At 64.4% G+C, this 18131-nt stretch carries 18 protein-coding genes; 3 read left to right on the top strand and 15 right to left on the bottom strand.

Annotated features, from left to right (window positions below; genetic code table 11):
- Nucleotides 1-77: 77 nt before the first annotated feature.
- Complete coding sequence (gene rplS / locus QQK95_RS19355; RefSeq protein ID WP_284275658.1) at nt 78-617, bottom strand: 50S ribosomal protein L19; 540 nt, start codon at nt 615-617, stop codon at nt 78-80.
- A 327-nt stretch (nt 618-944) separates the two neighbouring features.
- Here rplS and QQK95_RS19350 point away from each other — a divergent pair, with 327 nt between their 5' ends.
- Entirely contained in the window at nt 945-1697 is a 753-nt protein-coding gene (locus QQK95_RS19350; RefSeq protein ID WP_284275655.1) for a sulfite exporter TauE/SafE family protein, read from the top strand.
- Nucleotides 1698-1704: 7 nt separating this feature from the next.
- Here QQK95_RS19350 and QQK95_RS19345 read toward each other — a convergent pair whose 3' ends face one another.
- The 3 genes from QQK95_RS19345 to rimM all read right to left on the bottom strand — a co-directional run bounded on the left by QQK95_RS19345 (nt 1705) and on the right by rimM (nt 3723).
- Entirely contained in the window at nt 1705-2292 is a 588-nt protein-coding gene (locus QQK95_RS19345) for a hypothetical protein (RefSeq protein WP_284275653.1), read from the bottom strand.
- A 130-nt stretch (nt 2293-2422) separates the two neighbouring features.
- Nucleotides 2423-3127, bottom strand: a complete 705-nt coding sequence (gene trmD / locus QQK95_RS19340) for a tRNA (guanosine(37)-N1)-methyltransferase TrmD (protein WP_284275651.1) — start codon at nt 3125-3127, stop codon at nt 2423-2425.
- Complete coding sequence (rimM, locus tag QQK95_RS19335; RefSeq protein WP_284275649.1) at nt 3124-3723, bottom strand: ribosome maturation factor RimM; 600 nt, start codon at nt 3721-3723, stop codon at nt 3124-3126. Before rimM ends, trmD begins: the two co-directional genes overlap by 4 nt.
- 96 nt (nt 3724-3819) lie before the next feature.
- Between rimM and QQK95_RS19330 the strand changes: the two genes are divergently transcribed.
- Complete coding sequence (locus QQK95_RS19330; protein WP_284275646.1) at nt 3820-4758, top strand: tyrosine recombinase XerC; 939 nt, start codon at nt 3820-3822, stop codon at nt 4756-4758.
- A 61-nt stretch (nt 4759-4819) separates the two neighbouring features.
- Nucleotides 4820-5890 (top strand): TraB/GumN family protein, encoded by a 1071-nt coding sequence (locus QQK95_RS19325; protein WP_284275644.1) that lies wholly within the window; start codon nt 4820-4822, stop codon nt 5888-5890.
- Between the two features lie 3 nt (nt 5891-5893).
- On the opposite strand, the gene QQK95_RS19320 is transcribed toward QQK95_RS19325, so the two are convergent.
- The 11 genes from QQK95_RS19320 to sucC form a co-directional block, all read right to left on the bottom strand.
- Complete coding sequence (locus QQK95_RS19320) at nt 5894-6370, bottom strand: DUF2867 domain-containing protein (protein ID WP_284275642.1); 477 nt, start codon at nt 6368-6370, stop codon at nt 5894-5896.
- Between the two features lie 865 nt (nt 6371-7235).
- Complete coding sequence (gene lpdA / locus QQK95_RS19315; protein WP_284275640.1) at nt 7236-8642, bottom strand: dihydrolipoyl dehydrogenase; 1407 nt, start codon at nt 8640-8642, stop codon at nt 7236-7238.
- A gap of 23 nt (nt 8643-8665) precedes the next feature.
- Complete coding sequence (locus tag QQK95_RS19310; RefSeq protein ID WP_284275639.1) at nt 8666-9421, bottom strand: SDR family oxidoreductase; 756 nt, start codon at nt 9419-9421, stop codon at nt 8666-8668.
- Nucleotides 9418-9894: a hypothetical protein gene (locus QQK95_RS19305; protein ID WP_284275637.1), complete on the bottom strand. Its 477-nt coding sequence runs from the start codon at nt 9892-9894 to the stop codon at nt 9418-9420. The genes QQK95_RS19310 and QQK95_RS19305 overlap by 4 nt, the downstream gene beginning before the upstream one ends.
- A gap of 32 nt (nt 9895-9926) precedes the next feature.
- Nucleotides 9927-10646, bottom strand: coding sequence for a DUF4241 domain-containing protein (locus QQK95_RS19300; protein WP_284275636.1), 720 nt, complete (start codon nt 10644-10646; stop codon nt 9927-9929).
- A 16-nt stretch (nt 10647-10662) separates the two neighbouring features.
- Nucleotides 10663-11934, bottom strand: coding sequence for a 2-oxoglutarate dehydrogenase complex dihydrolipoyllysine-residue succinyltransferase (gene odhB / locus QQK95_RS19295; protein ID WP_284275635.1), 1272 nt, complete (start codon nt 11932-11934; stop codon nt 10663-10665).
- A gap of 42 nt (nt 11935-11976) precedes the next feature.
- Entirely contained in the window at nt 11977-14964 is a 2988-nt protein-coding gene (locus QQK95_RS19290; RefSeq protein WP_284275633.1) for a 2-oxoglutarate dehydrogenase E1 component, read from the bottom strand.
- A 136-nt stretch (nt 14965-15100) separates the two neighbouring features.
- The gene (sucD, locus tag QQK95_RS19285; RefSeq protein ID WP_284275632.1) at nt 15101-16003 is read right to left on the bottom strand and encodes a succinate--CoA ligase subunit alpha; all 903 of its coding nucleotides are present in this window, start codon (nt 16001-16003) and stop codon (nt 15101-15103) included.
- A gap of 12 nt (nt 16004-16015) precedes the next feature.
- A complete protein-coding gene (locus QQK95_RS19280) occupies nt 16016-16513 on the bottom strand; it encodes a DUF1579 family protein (protein ID WP_284275630.1) in 498 nt (165 codons plus the stop codon).
- Nucleotides 16514-16516: 3 nt separating this feature from the next.
- Nucleotides 16517-16888, bottom strand: a complete 372-nt coding sequence (locus tag QQK95_RS19275; protein WP_284275629.1) for a cupin domain-containing protein — start codon at nt 16886-16888, stop codon at nt 16517-16519.
- A gap of 4 nt (nt 16889-16892) precedes the next feature.
- A complete protein-coding gene (gene sucC, locus QQK95_RS19270) occupies nt 16893-18086 on the bottom strand; it encodes an ADP-forming succinate--CoA ligase subunit beta (protein WP_284275628.1) in 1194 nt (397 codons plus the stop codon).
- Between the last annotated feature and the right edge of the window lie 45 nt (nt 18087-18131).

The following is an 18131-nucleotide window of genomic DNA, read 5'->3' as shown; positions in this document are numbered from 1 at the left end:
GCCGGAAGCGTTCACAGTCTGGTGAAACGAAAAAAGGCGGCCGAAGCCGCCTTTTCAGAACTCGTTCGTCGAAAGCCTTATTCGGCCGGGGTTGCCTCAGCGGCGGCGGCTGCCTCGGCGGCGGCCTTCTTCTCGGCGGCTTCCTTGGCGGCCGTCTCGGCGGCCAGCGCCTGGGCGGCCGCGACCTTCTCGGCCTCGATGCGGGCCTTCTCGGCGTTCAGCGCGTCGCGCTCCTCATCGTTGAGCTTGCGGGCGCGCACGCCGGTGTTTTCCGAGATACGGGCCGACTTGCCGCGACGATCGCGCAGGTAATAGAGCTTGGCGCGACGCACCTTGCCGCGGCGCACGATCTCGACGCCCTCGACCATCGGCGAGAAGACCGGGAACACGCGCTCGACGCCTTCGCCGTAGGAGATCTTGCGGACGGTGAAATTTTCCTGGAAGCCGGAACCGGCGCGGGCGATGACGACGCCTTCATAGGCCTGGACGCGGGTGCGGGTGCCTTCGGTCACGCGGACCTGGACGCGCACGGTGTCGCCGGGCTGGAATTCGGGGAGCTTGCGCTTGGCTTCGATCTTGGCGGCCTGCTCGGCCTCGAGCTGACGGATGAGATCCATCTTGGGTAATCCACTTCTTGTTCTTCCGACAGTCAGAGCGTCCGACACTCGCCTTGCAGTTCCATTGACCGCTCGGCTATGTCCTTTGCCTCAGAGACATTCGTCTGCAAGACATCGGACAGGGACGACTACACCGTCATTGTTGACGGGTCCGGCAGATTTTTCTTCCGGTTCGGCGCGCACATACAGCTATTTCGGCGCTTTGTCACGCCCGCGCACGAGTCTTTTTTGCCGGCATGGCACCATCGTAATCGTTTCGTGCCGGGTTGCGTCGATCCTCAGGCCTTTCTAAGCCTGACATAACAGAGTTTTTCGCGGTGGCATCCCATGTCTGTCTTCGACGCCATCCTGCTGTTCCTGGCGGGCTTCCTGTCCGGCGCCGCCAATGCGGTTGCCGGCGGCGGCACCTTCATCACCTTCGGCGCCATGACATTGGTCGGCGTGCCGCCGATCGTCGCCAACGCCACCTCCTCGGTCACGCAGTTCCCGGGCTACATCACCTCGACGCTCGCCTACTGGACCGACATCAGACACTTCTGGCGCGGTGCCCTGCTGCTCTGCCTGATCTCGGCGGCTGGCGCGCTGGCAGGCGCCTTCATCCTTCTGGCACTGTCAAACCCGTCCTTCCGCGTCATGGTGCCGTGGCTGCTTTTGGGCGCAACCGCCCTGTTTGCCGCCGGGCCGTGGCTGAAGCCAGCGCCAAAACCCGGTCATGAGGCGGCGGTCGGCTCGCTCGCCGGTTTGCTGGCACAGTTCGTCACCTCCATATATGGCGGCTTCTTCGGCGCCGGCATGGGCGTGATGATGCTGGCGACGCTCGGCCTGACCCAGGCCGGCGACTACCACCGGCTGAACGCTCTGAAGAACATGCTGGCCGTGGTCGTCGCCGCGGTGGCGATCGTCGTCTTCGTCTCGGGTGGCGTCGTCGCCTGGCCGCAGGCGATCGTCATGATCCCGGGCGGTGCGCTTGGAGGCTATGCCGGCGTGTGGATCGCCAGGCGCGTGCCGCAGAACGTGGTGCGCGGCTTCGTCGTCGCCGTCGGCCTGTTTCTGGCGTTTTACTATTTCGGCAAGGGCTGAGTGGCCTTCAGCCTGGCGACAGGAAGTCGATAGCAAGCACGACGATGCCGGCGGCAAGTGCCGCGCCGCCGATCGCGTGCGCCAGACTGACTGATTTCGCAGCCCTGCGATTGGCCGCTACGGCGGCCTGCCAGTAGAGCCCGAAGCCTGTGAGCACGATCAACAGTTCCAGGCCCGCCGAAACCAGCGGATAGCGCCACAGGCCCAAGCCGAGCAGCGGCAGGTTGAAGGCGTTTGCCGGCAGCAAGGGCAGGTCGGGCCGATGCACGATCAGATCGAGGAGCCAGTGCGAAAACGCCACCGCGCCGACGACGACTGCCGCCGAGCGCCCGTATCGCGGTGCAAAGAAGGCGCCGAAAATCGCCGAGAGCACGAGCGCCCCAAGCAGTGAATGCGTGTACCAGGCATGGATGAAGGCAGCGCCATATCCGGCCGCCTGCGCGTCAGGCGCTTTGGAGAGACCCTCCGCCCCGGTCAGCAGCAGCGGCACGAACACGATATCCAGCCATGCCGTCGCCAGCATCAACCCGTAGAGCGGCACGTTTGGGCGACGCGCCTTGACGGCTGCGGCAAGTCCGAAATGACCGGCGATCATCGAGCGTGGTCCGGGCTGCCAGCCGGCCAGGCAATGTATCTGTCCAAGAAGCCGAATATGCCAGCGAAAACAACAACGCCGAGGACAAACGCCATGGTCACCCCTTCTTATGACGAGCTCTGCGCGTGGCTTACTTTCGCGGCAAGTCCGGCAGCGCGGCCAACAAATCGGGCCTTCGTTCCGCTGTCAATCTCTCGGACTCGCTTCGCCGCCATTTCGCTATTCTTGCGTGGTTGCCGGACGTCAGCACTTCGGGGATCGCGTGCCCTTCGAATTCCTGCGGCCTTGTGTAATGCGGATGTTCAAGCAGGCCGTTTTCAAAACTCTCTTCCTCGCCCGACACCGCATTGCCCATGACACCGGGCAGCAGCCGCACCACCGCGTCGAGCAGCACGAGCGCCGCCGGTTCGCCGCCGGAGAGGATGAAATCGCCGATCGAGACTTCCTCTAATCCGCGCGCCTCGATCAGCCGCTGGTCGACGCCCTCAAAGCGGCCGCACAGGATGACGGCCCCCGGCCCGGCGGCAAGTTCCCGCACGCGCGCCTGCGTCAGCGGTTTGCCGCGCGGGCTCATCAAAAGGCGCGGACGCGCATCGCCCGGCGGCGAGGCATGGTCGATCGCCCTGGCCAAGACATCGGCGCGCATCACCATGCCCGCACCGCCGCCGGCCGGCGTGTCGTCGACGGTGCGGTGCTTGTCGGTGGCGAAGTCACGGATCTGGACCGCTTCCAGCGACCAGGTGCCCGCCTCGAGCGCGCGGCCGGCCAGCGACAGGCCGAGCGCGCCCGGAAACATCTCGGGATAGAGCGTCAGCACCGAAGCCTTGAATGTCACCGGTTGCCCCCGGCGTCGCGCGGTCCGCGCGGCCTGCCCTTCGGGTCGAAGTCTTCCTCGCGCGGCGCATCGCCATCCTCGTCCTCGACCAGCCCGGCCGCCACCGGGTCGACGCGGACAAAGCCCTCTGCGATCGACACTGCGGGCACGGCGGCCTGCGTGAACGGGATCAGCACGCCCTTGCGGCCGGCAAGCGTCACGTCGAGAATATCGCCGCCGCCGAAATTGTGCACCGCGACCACCTTGCCCAGCGCGGCACCCGTATCATCCCGAACCTCCAGTCCGACCAGGTCGGCATGGTAGAATTCATCCTCCTCGCCATCGTCCGGCAGCATCGAGCGATCGACGAACAATTCCGTGCCGGCGAGCGCTTCGGCGGCATTGCGGTCGCTGATGCCCTTGAACCGCACCACGACGACGGTGTTGGCGGGCCTGATGTCTGTGATCTGGAAGGCGCGGCCGTCCCTGGCATAGAGCGGCCCATAGTCGGCAAGCGCCATCGGATCGCCGGTGAAGGTCTTCACCCTGAGTTCGCCCTTGATGCCATGGGCGGCGCCGATCACGGCCATCTGGACAGGGTTTTGCGGCTTGCTCATCGCGAATATCCTTTGGCCTGCTCTAACCCCACGCGGCTGTCATTTCAATGACGGGCTCTTCACCGCTTCCTAACCCGGATACAAGAAAATGCCGCCATGCAGGAATTCCTCATCCCGGCGAAACCCGATCTCCAGGCAGCGCGCGAAAGCTGGCTGAAGATGCTCGCGCGTGAACGTCGCCTGTCACCCGAGACAGTGGAAGCCTACGAGCGCGATACGCGCCAGTTCCTGCATTTCCTCACCGGCCATTGCGGCGGCTCGCCCGGCATTTCCGACATCGCCAATCTGCGCCCGGCCGATCTGCGCGGCTTTCTCGCCGCCCGCCGCAACGCCGGCGCCGGCCCCCGCACGCTGGGCCGAGGTCTCGCCGGCATCCGCTCGCTTTTGCGTTTCCTCGAACGCCGTGGCCTCGCCAACGCGGCCGGCGCTGCCGCGCTGCGCGCGCCGCGCCAGCCCAAATCGCTGCCAAAACCGCTGACTGCGAGCGACGCCAAACAGGTCGTGTCGGTGGAAAGCCAGCTGGCCGAGGAGCCCTGGATCGCCGCCCGCAACGCCGCCGTGCTGACGCTGCTCTATGGCTCCGGCCTGCGCATTTCCGAAGCGCTCGGCCTCGCCGGCGCCGATCTGGCGTCGGAGGCCGACACCGTGCTGCGTGTCACCGGCAAGGGCGGCAAGACGCGGCTGGTGCCGGTGCTGCCGGTGGCGCTCAAGGCAATCGCCGAATACCGCCGGCTCTGCCCCCACCATCTCGATCCGAAAGGCCTGTTGTTTCGCGGCGCGCGCGGCGGCCCGCTCAACCCGGCCATCATCCAGCGCGCCATGGCCAAACTGCGCTCGGCGCTCAACCTGCCCGACACAGCGACGCCGCATGCGCTGCGCCATTCCTTCGCCACCCATCTGCTTGGCCGCGGCGGCGATCTGCGCACCATCCAGGAACTGCTCGGCCACGCCAGCCTGTCGACGACGCAGATTTACACCGGCGTCGACACGGCAAGGCTGCTCGAAATCTACGAATCGGCCCATCCAAGGGCGTAACCCCTTCAATTTCGATCTGCCGATTAACCGTTTTGCCGCTTTTCACCCTTAGAAAGGGGCCATGAAACGCGTCCTTGCCATCGCCGATCGTGCAGCTTCCATCTCGCTGAAGCTGCTCGTTGCGCTCAACGTGCTGTTTTTCCTGTCCTTCCTTGCCGTCCTGTTGTTCGCGGCCGGCAGGGCGCATGCGGAAATCCCGACCTGCAGCGGCGCCGACATGCTGTCGGCCCTGCAGAAGAGCAACCCCGCCACCTACAGCAAGATCGAGGCGGAAGCCGCCGCCACGCAGAATGGCAAGGGCCTGCTGTGGAAGCTGGAGAAATCGGGCGAACAGCCGTCCTACCTCTTCGGCACCATGCACATGACCGACCCGCGCGTCACCACGCTGCCGCCGGAAGCACAGAAGGCCTTTGACGCCGCCGGCACCCTCATCATCGAAACCACCGACGTGCTCGACAAGCAGAAGATGATGACGGCGATGCTGAAGGAGCCGGACCTGATGATGTTCACCGACTCCACAACGCTGTCCTCCTTGCTGAAGCCGGACGAAGCGGCGGCGATGAACGCAGCACTCGACGCGCGCGGCATCCCGCCCGCAACGGTCGCCAAGATGAAGCCGTGGATGCTGTCGGCGATGATGGCGCTGCCGGCCTGCGAACTCGCCCGCCAGTCGGGCGGGGCGCCGGTGCTCGACGTCAAGCTGGCCGAGAGCGCCAAGGCGGCCGGCAAGCCGGTGGAGGGCCTGGAAACCGCCGAGAGCCAGTTGCGCGCCATGGCCTCGCTGCCGCTCGCCTTTCACATGAAGGGCCTGGTCGACACGCTGAAGCTCGGCGACAAGGTCAACGACATCAACGAAACCATGATCGTGCTTTACCAGCGCGGCGACACCGGCATGTTCTGGCCGCTGTTCCGCGCCGCCATGCCGGAAGAGCAGAATGATCCCTCGGGCTATGCCGCCTTCGAGGAAACCATGATCACCAGCCGCAACAAGGTGATGGTCGACCATGCCGGGCCGATCCTGGCCAGGGGCAACGCCTTCATGGCTGTCGGCGCGCTGCATCTTCCCGGTCCCGAAGGACTGGTCGAGGATTTCCGCAAGGCCGGCTACACCGTCACCGCCGTCGGGCTTTAACCCCTACTTGGTCAAGACCTGAGCCAACATCGCCGGGACGATGATCCGGTGAAACGGCATGACGATGGCGAGATAGGTGCGCCCAAACAGATTGTGCGTCTTCACGATTGTCGACGCAGCCACCTCCTGCCGGCCCGCGCCGAGATCGTTCACCTCCACCAGGACGCGGAAATCGAGATGCCAGTCGTCCAGGCCAAGGACGACCCTGTCGGGCGCCTGGCTGATGAGTGGAAATATGCCGATCCTGCTTTCCGGCGGCGCGTCGGGCTCCGCCCCCGTTTTCAGCCCGAATGGCCTCATGGCAAGGTTGCGCAGCTGCGTAAGGCGGCCGACCCATCTCGGTGTCCGCCCCAGGACGCGTTCGGCCGCGCCAATGGCGGTCAGGGCGAGACCATCGGTTGTCAGCGCGTATCGGTCGGCGAACTGAGCGCCGGCGAGAACGCCTTCGGGATCGGGAAAAGTCTGTGCAGTGGGCGTCATATCGGCAAATCCCTCGCAACCAACGATAGCATCGGTTGGTTTGGGACACCGCGTGGCGAAACGTCGCCAGCCCGGAGAGGGACTGGTCGAGGATTTTCGTAAAGCCGGCTATACTGTCACCGCCGTCAATTGAGTCGGATGGCAGTGGGGGGCCCTAAACGCCGTGTTTTCGGCGCTTTCCTTCCCTAGCGTGAAACCCATTCAACGGTTGCACGTTGATGGCTGTTGATTGATAATTTTCATCCACGGAGGACACTTTTATGGCGAATCCATCAAACGACAGGCCAAGCGGCGGCAGCGGCGGCAGCCCCTGGCTGATTGCTCTGGTCGTCGTTATCCTGGCGATTGTCGCGTACTACGTTTTCGGCAGAAGCGGCCAGCATCCGGCACCCGCCGAACCGCCAGCGGCCAGCACACCGGCCCCGGCTCCTGCCCCGGCTGAACCGATGAAGCCCGCTACACCGGCACCCGCTCCGGCACCCGCGCCAGCTCCGGCACCCGCCCCGGCTCCTGCCCCGGCACCCGCGCCTGCTCCAGCACCGGCGCCTGCTCCGGCCAACTGATCGGCTCGACATCAAATACGAACGGCCCGCTGAAAGGCGGGCCGTTTTGCTTTAGCGATAGCCCCGAAAGGCTTTCCAGAAACTCGCTCCGGTGAGTCAGCTGGCGTGGCTTTCGAGAACCGGAGCGGAGCGGACATGCAGGTCCGTGAGCAGCGCATGACCCCGAAAATCGATCCGATTTTCGGGATCATGCGCCAGTCAAAAGTCACAGCGTCCTTTGCGCGTCCAAGAGGCGCGCGGCGCTTTGAGAAGCGCAGAAGGTCGCGCCAGATGGCCGCCGGAGCAGAGTTTATGAGGGGCCGTTAAATGTGGATCGGCTTGAAGAAGGTGGCCAGCGCCGCTTCCTTCACCGCCTCCGACATCGTCGGATGCGCGTGGCAGGTGCGGGCGAGGTCTTCCGACGAGCCGCCAAACTCCATCAGGACCGCCGCTTCGTGGATCATCTCGCCGGCGCCAAAGCCGACAATGTGCACGCCGAGCACGCGGTCGCTTTGCTTGTCGGCGAGGATCTTCACGAAGCCGTCCGTGTGCAGCATGGCGCGCGCACGGCCATTGGCGCTGAACGGGAATTTTCCGACCTTGTAGTCGATGCCGGCCTTCTTCAGCTCTTCCTCGGTCTTGCCGACCGAGGCGATTTCCGGGCTGGTGTAGACGACGCTCGGAATGACCTCGTAATTCACGTGGCCGGCCTGGCCGGCAATGGTTTCGGCCACCGCCACACCCTCGTCCTCGGCCTTGTGCGCCAGCATCGGCCCGGCGATGACATCGCCGATGGCATAGATGCCCGGGATGTTGGTCTTGAGATGTCCGTCGGTCTTGACCCGGCCGCGCTCGTCGACCTCGACGCCGGCGTCCTTAAGCCCGAGACTGTCCGAATAGGCGCGGCGTCCGGTGGCGATCAGCACGACATCGGCAGCAATGGTCTCGGCGGCGCCACCCTTCACCGGCTCGAAGGTGACGGTCGCACCCTTCTTGGCCTTGGCGACGCCGGTGACCTTGGCACCGAGCTTGAACTCGAAGCCTTGCTTGGAGAGCAGCCGCTGGAACTGCTTCGAGACCTCGCCGTCCATGCCGCCGAGGATCGTGTCGAGGAACTCGACCACGGTGACCTTGGCGCCGAGCCGCGCCCAGACCGAGCCGAGCTCGAGCCCGATGACGCCGCCGCCGACGACCACGAGGTGGCCCGGAACCTTGTCCAGCGATAGCGCGCCGGTCGACGACACGATGATCTTCTCGTCGAAATCGACCTTGACCCCGGGAATGCCGGCGACATCGGAGCCGGTGGCGATGACGATGTTCCTGGTCTCTATCTCCTCGACCTTGCCGTCCTCGGAGGTCACCGACACCTTGCCGGGCGCCACCACCTTGCCGGTTCCGCGGAAGCTGTCGATCTTGTTCTTCTTGAACAGGAAGGCGACGCCGTTGACGTTGGACGAAACCGTCGCGTCCTTGTGCGCCATCATCTTCTTCAAATTGAGCTTCGGCGCCGGGATCTCGACGCCCAGCGTGTCGAAGGAATGGCCGGCCTCGGCGAACATTTCGGAGGCATGGAGCAGCGCCTTGGACGGGATGCAGCCGATGTTGAGGCAGGTGCCGCCGAAGGTGGCGTTCTTCTCGACCACCGCGACCTTCAGCCCGAGCTGCGCCGCCTTGATGGCGCAGACATAGCCGCCCGGTCCCGATCCGATGATAACGACGTCATAAGCCATGTTTGTTTCCCTTTGCTTGGCGCTCAGCGGCCGCCGCTGACATTCAGGATCGCGCCTGTCGTATAGGAGGCGGCGTCGGATAGAAGATAGAGAACCGCACCTGCGACTTCATCCGCGGTGCCCGCTCTTTTCATCGGCAGCGTATCCTGGATCAGTGCCACCCTATCCGGCTGTCCGCCGGAAGCATGGATGTCGGTGTCGATGATACCCGGCCGCACCGCGTTGACGCGGATGCCTTCCAGCGCCACCTCGCGGGCGAGCCCGATGGTGAACGTGTCGATGGCGCCCTTGGAGGCGGCATAGTCGACATAATTGTCCGGCGCGCCCAGCACCGCTGCCGCCGAGGAGATGTTGACGATCGCCCCACCTTTGCCGCCATGGCGCGTCGACATGCGCTTGACCGCCTCGCGGCCGCACAGGATGGAACCGACGACATTGATGCGCATCATGCGCTCGAGCCGTGCCGCGCTCATCTCGTCGACCCGCGCCTTGGCGTCGACGATGCCGGCATTGTTGACGAAGGCGTCGAGCCGGCCATAGGTGCGATCGACAGCCTCGAAGATGGAGAGGATATCGGTCTCGCTGCCGACATCGCCCTTGACCGCGAAAGCATCGCCGCCGGCCGCCTTGATCTCGCCGACCAGCGCGGCGGCGGCGGCCTGGTTCGAGGCATAGTTGACCGCCACGCGATAGCCGGCTTTCGCCCCGAGCCGGCAGACGGCGGCGCCGATGCCACGGCTGCCGCCGGTGACCAGCAGGACCTTCTGCGCCTCGCTCATTCCTGGCATCCCTTCAGCGTGAACACATCCGACGGCACTTTCGAGAAGCCGCTGCCGCCATAGGCCGAGGACTGATGCAACACCGGACCGAGATCCGGCAGGATCAGCGTCTTCGGCGCCTCGACGCCTTCCGCCGGCAAGAGCCCGATGCTGCCCTTGTCGTCGGACGTGTAGATGACGCCGTGCCAGGGCGTGCAGGCGGCGAGCTCGGCGCCGGTGGTGTCGCCCTCCGGGCATTTGTACATCAGCGCGCCGTTCGGCCGTGCCACGCCCTCGTTCCACATGACGATGCCGTTCAGCACCACATTGTTGTCGAGGATCATGCGGAACGTGTTGGTGACGGTTGCCGAGGTGCCGGTCGGGGTAAAATCAATCTCGCTGCCGCTCTGGCTATCGCCGTAGACGGCGAGCTCGATCGGACAAGCGGCATGGGCATCGGAACCCGCTGCCAGAAAAAACAGCGAGCCTGCCATAAATCCGATCATTGGCGAAGCAACGTTTGTCATCAGTTGGCTTGGTCGCTCCCTCGACCATCGGCGTCTTCGAGCACTTCGAAATCGGTCATCAAGACCAGCGGCTCGCCGGCGGCGTCCAGTCCCCAGAAGGAATAGTAGATTCCATCACCCCAGCCCGTACTGAACATGGCTATATTAAGCGGATTTCCTTCAACCGGATTATCCATGCGGAACCGGTCGAACGAGCATGCAACGTCAGCAAGGTAGCCGTCGAGTTCCTCCAGGTCGGACATTAGCGTCAGAACCGACTTGTCCATGAACGAAGCGACAGCATCGTCGACCATAAATCCGGATTTCCAAGTCGATCCACCATTCCTGGTGAAGGTGGCCAATTCCCAGCTTACCGGCAGGCCGGGACCAAACCGCAAGACTGCCGCAGCAACGTAACTCCGCGCCTCAAGCAACGTGACCGGGTAGCGGCCCGGCTTGACCTTGCGGCTAAACACGGGCCGTTCCAACCCTGTAATCAGTGGATCGCAAGCAACGATTTCGCCAGTCGGGAGCTCAAGTTCACCGATCGTGGAGACGATGATTTTCCGTTCTGCCATCTCGGCTTCGCTGAGGGCGAATACGCCGAAATTGCTGCTCGTCGGCTCCGAATCCCATTCAGTCGATGTTGTCGGCGAGGAAATAGCAGTCGGGGTAGCCGGCCGAAACACTCGTAGTAGGCGGCCCAGCCTGAACCCGAACCATTCCGGCCAGCCGCTCATTGCGGATCAGCTCCGCTCAAAGATCGAGCACCAGCCGTTCCGGATCCTCCAGGCTTTCCTTGACACGCACCAGGAAGGTCACGGCTTCCTTGCCGTCGACGATGCGGTGATCGTAGCTGAGCGCCAGATACATCATCGGCCGGATCACGATCTGGCCGCCGACCACGACAGGCCGGTCCTGGATCTTGTGCATGCCCAGAATGCCCGACTGCGGCGCGTTGAGGATCGGCGTCGACATCAGCGAGCCATAGACGCCGCCATTGGAGATGGTGAAGGTGCCGCCCTGCATGTCGGCGACCGACAGCTTGCCGTCGCGCGCGGCGATGCCCAGCCGGCCGATCTCTTTCTCGATCTCGGCGATCGACATCTGGTCAGCATCGCGCACGACCGGCACGACGAGGCCCTTTTCGGTGCCGACGGCGACGCCGACATGGGCAAAATTCTTGTAGATGATGTCGGTGCCGTCGATCTCGGCATTGACCGCCGGGATTTCCTTCAGCGCGTGCGTGACGGCCTTGGTGAAGAAGCCCATGAAGCCGAGCTTCACCCCGTGCTTCTTCTCGAACACGTCCTTGTACTTGGTCCGCAGCGCCATCACCGCCGACATGTCGACCTCGTTGAAGGTGGTGAGCATGGCAGCGGTCGACTGCGCTTCCTTCAGCCGGCGCGCGATGGTCTGGCGCAGCTTCGTCATGCGCACGCGCTCTTCGCGCGAGGCGTCGTCACCGGACGATGGCGCACGCACGGCAATCGGCGCCGCCCTTGGCGTCTCGGCCGGCTGGGACGGCGCACCCTTGGCGATGGCGTCGAGCACGTCGCCCTTCAGCACCTGGCCGCGCTTGCCCGAACCGGACAGCTGGTCGACCGACAGATTGTTCTCGGCGATCAGTTTTGCGGCAGCCGGCGCCGGCGGCATCGAGCGCGGCTCGACCGCGCCGGCATCGCCGGCGATCTTGGCGGTCTCGGCCGCGGCCTGCTTGCTGGTCGACGCCGCATCCGGCGACGAGGCCTGCGACACCGCCTGCGGCTTGGTCGCCGGCGCGGCGGCGCCACCTGCCGAGATAGAGCCCAGCAAAGCGCCGACACCGACCGTCTCGCCTTCCTTGGCGACGATTTCGCCCAGCGTGCCGGCGGCGGCGGCCGGAACTTCCACCGTCACCTTGTCGGTTTCGAGCTCGACCAGCGGCTCGTCGACGGCAATGGCATCGCCGACCTTCTTGAACCATTTGCCGATGGTCGCCTCGGTGACGGATTCGCCGAGAGTGGGAACGCGGATTTCGGTAGCCATTGTGCCTGTCCGTTCTTGTCGGTTCTGTTCTATTCGCCTGCTTTATTCGCCGAGCGCGTCTTCGAGCAAGGCGGCGAGTTGGGCAAGGTGCTTGGACATCAATCCGGTCGCCGGCGACGCGGCCGCCGGCCGGCCGGTGTAGCGCACCCGCTGGTGCTTGGCGTCGATATGCGCCAGCACCCATTCCAGATACGGGTCGATGAACGACCAGGCGCCCATGTTCTTGGGCTCCTCCTGACACCACACCATCTCGGCGTTGCGGAAACGCGACAGCTCTGTGATCAGCGCCTTGGCCGGGAATGGATAGAGCTGTTCGACGCGCAAGAGGTAGATGTCGTTGATGCCGCGCTTCTCGCGCTCCTCGTAGAGGTCGTAATAGACCTTGCCGGAGCACAGCACGACGCGGCGGATCTTGGAATCCTTGGTGAGCTTGATCGGCTGGTTGGGCAACAGCTGCGCGTCGTCCCACAACAGCCGGTGGAACGAGCTTTCGCCCGAGATTTCCGGCAGCGTCGACACCGCCCGCTTGTGGCGCAGCAGCGACTTCGGCGTCATCAGGATCAGCGGCTTGCGGAAGTCGCGCTTCAGCTGCCGGCGCAGGATGTGGAAGTAGTTGGCCGGCGTGGTGCAGTTGGCGACTTGCATATTGTCTTCGGCGCAAAGCTGCAGGAAGCGCTCCAGCCTGGCCGAGGAGTGTTCCGGGCCCTGGCCTTCATAGCCATGCGGCAGCAGGCAGACCAAGCCCGACATTCTGAGCCACTTGCGCTCGCCCGACGAGATGAACTGGTCGAACACCACCTGGGCGCCGTTGGCGAAGTCGCCGAACTGCGCTTCCCACAAGGTCAGAGCCTTCGGCTCGGCCAGGCTGTAGCCATATTCGAAGCCCAGCACCGCCTCTTCCGACAGCATCGAATTGATGACTTCGTAGCCGGCCTGTGCCGCCGACAGATTGTTGAGCGGGATGTAGCGGGTCTCGTCGCGCTGGTCGTAGAGCACGGAATGGCGCTGCGAGAAGGTGCCGCGCTCGGAATCCTGCCCCGACAGGCGGATCGGGTTGCCGTCCAGCAGGATGGCGCCGAAAGCCAGCGCCTCGGCCGTCGACCAGTCGATGCCTTCGCCGGACTCGATCGCCTCGCGGCGGTTTTCGAGGAAGCGGATGATGGTCTTGTGCGCCTCGAAACCTTTCGGCACCTCGGTCAGCTTCTTGCCGATTTCCTTCAGCGTCTTGACCGGCACGGCGGTCTTGCCGCGCCTTTGTTCGTCCTGGTTGTCGGCCGTGCGCAGGCCAGACCAGGCGCCGTCCAGCCAGTCGGCCTTGTTGGGCTTGTAGTGCTGGCCGACTTCCCATTCGGATTCCAGATGCGCGCGCCAGTCGGCCTTCATCTGGTCGAGTTCGGCCTGGGTGATATGGCCCTCGGCGATCAGCCGGTCGCCATAGATCTGCACCGTCGTCTTATGGGTGCGGATGTTGCGGTACATGATCGGCTGGGTGAAGGCCGGTTCGTCGCCCTCATTGTGGCCGAAGCGGCGGTAGCAGAACATGTCGACCACAACAGGCTTGTGGAACTTCATGCGGAACTCGATCGCCACCTTGGTGGCGTGCACCACGGCTTCCGGGTCGTCGCCATTGACGTGGAAGATCGGCGCCTCGATCATCTTGGCGACATCCGACGGATAGGGCGACGAGCGCGAGAAGCGCGGATTGGTGGTGAAGCCGATCTGGTTGTTGATGATGAAATGCAGCGTGCCGGCAACGCGGTGGCCGCGCAGCCCCGACAGGCCGAGGATTTCGGCGATCACGCCCTGGCCGGCGAAGGCGGCGTCGCCGTGCAGCAGCAGCGGCAGCACCTTGGCGCGCTCCTCCAGCGGCACGATCTCCTCGCGGCCACGGCCGAACAGGTAGTCCTGCTTGGCGCGCGCCTTGCCCATCACCACCGGATCGACGATTTCCAGGTGCGAGGGGTTGGCGGTCAGCGACAGATGCACCTTGTTGCCGTCGAACTCGCGGTCCGACGAGGCGCCGAGATGGTACTTGACGTCGCCCGAGCCCTCGACCTCGTCGGGGGCGGCAGAGCCGCCCTTGAATTCGTGGAAGATGGCACGGTGGGGCTTGGCCATCACCTGGCTGAGCACGTTCAGGCGGCCGCGATGCGCCATGCCAAGCACGATCTCCTTCATGCCGAGCTGGCCGCCGCGCTTGACGATCTGCTCCAGCGCCGGGATCAGCGCCTCGCCGCCGTCAAGGCCGAAGCGCTTGGTGCCCTTGTACTTGACGTCGATGAACTGCTCGAAGCCTTCGGCCTCGACCAGCTTTTGCAGGATCGCCTTCTTGCCGGTGGTGGTGAAGGAGATCTCCTTGTCGGCGCCCTCGATGCGCGCCTGGATCCAGGCCTTCTCCTCGGGATCGGAGATATGCATGAATTCGACGCCGAGCGTCGAGCAATAGGTGCGGGTGAGTATCTCCAGCATCTGCCGGATGGTGCCGAATTCGAGCCCAAGCACATTGTCGAGGAAGATCGGCCGGTCGTAATCGGCTTCGGTGAAGCCGTAATTCTCCGGCGACAATTCGTTGTAGTCCTCGAGCGGCTTGGCGATGCCGAGCGGGTCGAGATTGGCGTGCAGGTGGCCGCGCATGCGGTAGGCGCGGATCATCATGATGGCGCGCACCGAATCGCGCGTCGCCTGGTGCACGTCGGCGTCGGAGAGCACGACGCCGTTGGTGACCGCCTTGTCCTTGACCTTCTTCTCCAGGTGCTTCTCGACGATGCCCCAATTGCCGTCGAGCGCCGACACCAATTCGCCATTGGCCTGCAGCGGCCAGGACGGCTTGGCCCAGGAAGCGCCCTTGGCGTTCCTGCGCACATCGCCGGCATCGTCCTTCAGCCCGGCGAAGAACTCCTGCCATTCGGGATTGACCGAGGCGGGATCGTCCTCATAGGCGGCATAGAGCGCGTCGATGTAGTCGGCGTTGCCGCCATAAAGGAACGAGGTGAGCGAGAATTGGTCGTTGGCCTGATCTTGTCTTGCCATGTCGTTTCAGCGGAGCCTGGCTCCGTCTCCTTACGTTTGCGGCAGGGCCGCGATAGTGGGCGGTTCACCCGCCCTTCTTGTCCCCTCAAAGCCAACGAACCGCCGTTGGCTCTCATTCCACCACCGGCGCTGACGCTCAGCCCTTGATGGCTTCGACCAGCGTCGTGCCCAGCCGTGCCGGCGACGGCGATACCTTTATCCCGGCCGATTCCATCGCCGCGATCTTGTCCTCGGCGCCGCCTTTGCCGCCGGAGATGACCGCGCCCGCATGGCCCATGGTGCGGCCGGCCGGCGCCGTGCGCCCGGCGATGAAGCCGGCCATCGGCTTCTTGCGGCCACGCTTGGCTTCGTCCTTGAGGAACTGCGCGGCATCTTCCTCGGCCGAACCGCCGATCTCGCCGATCATGATGATCGACTTGGTTTCGTCGTCGGCCAGGAACATCTCGAGCACGTCGATGAACTCGGTGCCCTTGACCGGGTCGCCGCCAATGCCGACGGCGGTGGTCTGGCCGAGGCCGACATTGGTGGTCTGGAACACGGCCTCATAGGTAAGTGTTCCCGAGCGCGAAACAACGCCGACCGAGCCCTTGCGGAAGATGTTTCCGGGCATGATGCCGATCTTGCATTCGTCGGGAGTGAGCACGCCCGGGCAATTCGGGCCGATCAGCCGCGAGGTCGAGCGGTCGAGCCGCGCCTTGACCTTGACCATGTCCATGACCGGAATGCCTTCGGTGATGCAGATGATCAGCGGGATTTCCGCCTCGATCGCCTCCAGGATCGCTTCGGCAGCACCCGCCGGCGGCACGTAGACGACGGAAGCGTTGGCGCCAGTCCTTGCCTTGCCCTCGGCGACGGTGGCGAAGATCGGCAGGCTCTCGCCCTTCGAGCCGGTCCAGGTCTCGCCGCCCTTCTTGGGATGGATGCCACCCACCATCTTGGTGCCGTGATAGGCCAGCGCCTGTTCGGTGTGGAACGTACCGGTCTTGCCGGTCAGGCCCTGCACCAGCACCTTGGTGTTCTTGTCGACGAGAATGGACATCGGAGCCCTTTTCTAAAGACTGTTGATCGAGGAAGGCGAGACGCGCCGGTAGACGCCGCTCACCATGTCTTGCCAGCCATCGCTGCCGGCGGGTTTGAAATGAAGTCGCATGCGGTAGGTGTCGGCATCGTCAAAAACATACGTCACGCGTGCCGTGCCGCGCGGCGACGACCGCTCCAGATTGAGCTCGCTGCCGTTCCACGTGCCCGTGGCCGGCGAGGCCGGCACGAAGCCCATCGAATCGAACTGGTGCATGGTGACGAGGCGGTTTGGCTGGTCGAAGCCGAACACATTGTGCGAACCGAAGGAAATCGTGCCGTCGCGGCGCTGGCGATAGCGCTGCACCACGAACAGGCCGCCGAACTGGGCCTCTGCCAGCACTTCGGACGTCGCCGTGCCGGCATCGGTCCATTGCGTGGCAGCGACCTCTTCCTCGCCGCGCCACGCGCCGACCAGCACCTGCAGGCGCTGGTGATCGGCGGAAAGCGAGGAGAAGGAGGCAGCGTTCATCGATCAGAGCCGCTTCAGGTCGGTTACGGTAAGGTCGCTCTTGGCGTTGCCGGTGTTGAGCGTCGTCGCCGGCTCGAACATCAGCACCACGGGCTCGGCGGTGAGCGAGCGCGGCCGGTGCTCGACACCGCGCGGCACGACGATGAAATCACCTTCGCCGAGTTCGATCGGCCCGTCGCGGAAATCGATGGCGATCCTGCCCCGCAGCACGAGGAAGGCCTCGTCCTCATGCTCATGAGCGTGCCAGTCGAAGATCTCGCCAAACTTGGCGACCTTGGCCTGGCTGTCATTGACGTCGCCGGCGATATGCGGATCGAAGACCTTGCTGATCTTCTGATCCGCCGCCTCGACGAGGTTTATCTTGCGCGGGGGCACAGGCTCAGCCCTTCACCGCCGCCACGATCTTCTTGGCCGCGTCGTCGAGATCGTCGGCCGACACGACGTTGAGGCCGCTGTCATTGATGATCTTCTTGCCGAGCTCGGCGTTGGTGCCTTCCAGGCGCACCACCAGCGGAACTTTCAGGCCGACTTCCTTGACCGCGGCGATGACGCCCTCGGCGATGATGTCGCACTTCATGATGCCGCCGAAGATGTTGATCAGTATGCCTTTGACCGCCGGGTCCCTGGTGATGATCTTGAACGCCGCCGTCACCTTCTCCTTGGACGCGCCACCGCCGACATCGAGGAAGTTGGCGGGCTCGGCGCCATAGAGCTTGATGATGTCCATCGTCGCCATGGCGAGGCCGGCGCCATTGACCATGCAGCCGATATTGCCGTCGAGCGCGACATAGGCGAGGTCGTATTTCGACGCCTCGATTTCCTTCTCGTCTTCTTCGGTGGTGTCGCGCAGTTCGAGCACGTCGGGGTGGCGGAACAGCGCGTTGTTGTCGAACGACACTTTCGCGTCGAGCACGCGCAGCCGTCCGTTCTTCATGACAATCAGCGGATTGACCTCGAGCAGGCTCATGTCCTTCTCGACAAAGGCCTTGTAGAGGATCGGGAACAGCGTGCCGCCATCCTTGGCAGCGTCGCCGTCGAGCTTGAGGGCCGTGTTGAGCGCCTTCACATCATCCACTGTCACGCCCTTTTCCGGGTCGATGGCGACGGTGATGATCTTTTCCGGCGTGTCGTGCGCGACCGCCTCGATATCCATGCCGCCTTCGGTCGAGACGACGAAGGCGATGCGGCCGACCGAACGATCGACCAGGATCGACAGATAAAGCTCGCGCTCGATGTCGGCGCCGTCCTCGATATAGAGGCGGTTGACCTGCTTGCCGGCCGGGCCGGTCTGCTTGGTCACCAGCGTGTGGCCGAGCATCTCGTTGGCGTTGGCGACGACCTCGGCGACCGACTTCGCCAGCCGCACGCCGCCCTTGGCGTCGGGCGACAGTTCCTTGAACTTGCCCTTGCCGCGGCCGCCGGCATGGATCTGGCTCTTCACCACATAGAGCGGGCCGGGCAGCGCGCGTGCCGCGGCTTCCGCCTCGCTCGCCTTGAACACCGGCACGCCTTCGGCCACCGGCGCGCCAAAGCTCTTCAGCAGCGCCTTGCCTTGATATTCATGGATGTTCATCGGGAACTATCTCCAGGTCGTTTTGCCGGGGTGGACGTTTTTGGC

The organism is Mesorhizobium huakuii, from assembly GCF_030160235.1.
GTDB lineage: Bacteria > Pseudomonadota > Alphaproteobacteria > Rhizobiales > Rhizobiaceae > Mesorhizobium > Mesorhizobium huakuii.
Note: the sequence above shows the minus strand (reverse complement) of the source record. Positions and strands in the feature narration are given on the sequence as shown.

Bases quoted from the DNA above. Each gene is read 5' to 3' on its own strand.
- rplS (WP_284275658.1), bottom strand. From the start codon at position 617: ATGGATCTCATCCGTCAGCTCGAGGCCGAGCAGGCCGCCAAGATCGAA.
- QQK95_RS19350 (WP_284275655.1), top strand. From the start codon at position 945: ATGTCTGTCTTCGACGCCATCCTGCTGTTCCTGGCGGGCTTCCTGTCC.
- QQK95_RS19345 (WP_284275653.1), bottom strand. From the start codon at position 2,292: ATGATCGCCGGTCATTTCGGACTTGCCGCAGCCGTCAAGGCGCGTCGC.
- rimM (WP_284275649.1), bottom strand. From the start codon at position 3,723: ATGAGCAAGCCGCAAAACCCTGTCCAGATGGCCGTGATCGGCGCCGCC.
- QQK95_RS19330 (WP_284275646.1), top strand. From the start codon at position 3,820: ATGCAGGAATTCCTCATCCCGGCGAAACCCGATCTCCAGGCAGCGCGC.
- QQK95_RS19325 (WP_284275644.1), top strand. From the start codon at position 4,820: ATGAAACGCGTCCTTGCCATCGCCGATCGTGCAGCTTCCATCTCGCTG.
- QQK95_RS19320 (WP_284275642.1), bottom strand. From the start codon at position 6,370: ATGACGCCCACTGCACAGACTTTTCCCGATCCCGAAGGCGTTCTCGCC.
- lpdA (WP_284275640.1), bottom strand. From the start codon at position 8,642: ATGGCTTATGACGTCGTTATCATCGGATCGGGACCGGGCGGCTATGTC.
- QQK95_RS19310 (WP_284275639.1), bottom strand. From the start codon at position 9,421: ATGAGCGAGGCGCAGAAGGTCCTGCTGGTCACCGGCGGCAGCCGTGGC.
- QQK95_RS19305 (WP_284275637.1), bottom strand. From the start codon at position 9,894: ATGGCAGGCTCGCTGTTTTTTCTGGCAGCGGGTTCCGATGCCCATGCC.
- QQK95_RS19300 (WP_284275636.1), bottom strand. From the start codon at position 10,646: ATGAGCGGCTGGCCGGAATGGTTCGGGTTCAGGCTGGGCCGCCTACTA.
- odhB (WP_284275635.1), bottom strand. From the start codon at position 11,934: ATGGCTACCGAAATCCGCGTTCCCACTCTCGGCGAATCCGTCACCGAG.
- QQK95_RS19290 (WP_284275633.1), bottom strand. From the start codon at position 14,964: ATGGCAAGACAAGATCAGGCCAACGACCAATTCTCGCTCACCTCGTTC.
- sucD (WP_284275632.1), bottom strand. From the start codon at position 16,003: ATGTCCATTCTCGTCGACAAGAACACCAAGGTGCTGGTGCAGGGCCTG.
- QQK95_RS19280 (WP_284275630.1), bottom strand. From the start codon at position 16,513: ATGAACGCTGCCTCCTTCTCCTCGCTTTCCGCCGATCACCAGCGCCTG.
- sucC (WP_284275628.1), bottom strand. From the start codon at position 18,086: ATGAACATCCATGAATATCAAGGCAAGGCGCTGCTGAAGAGCTTTGGC.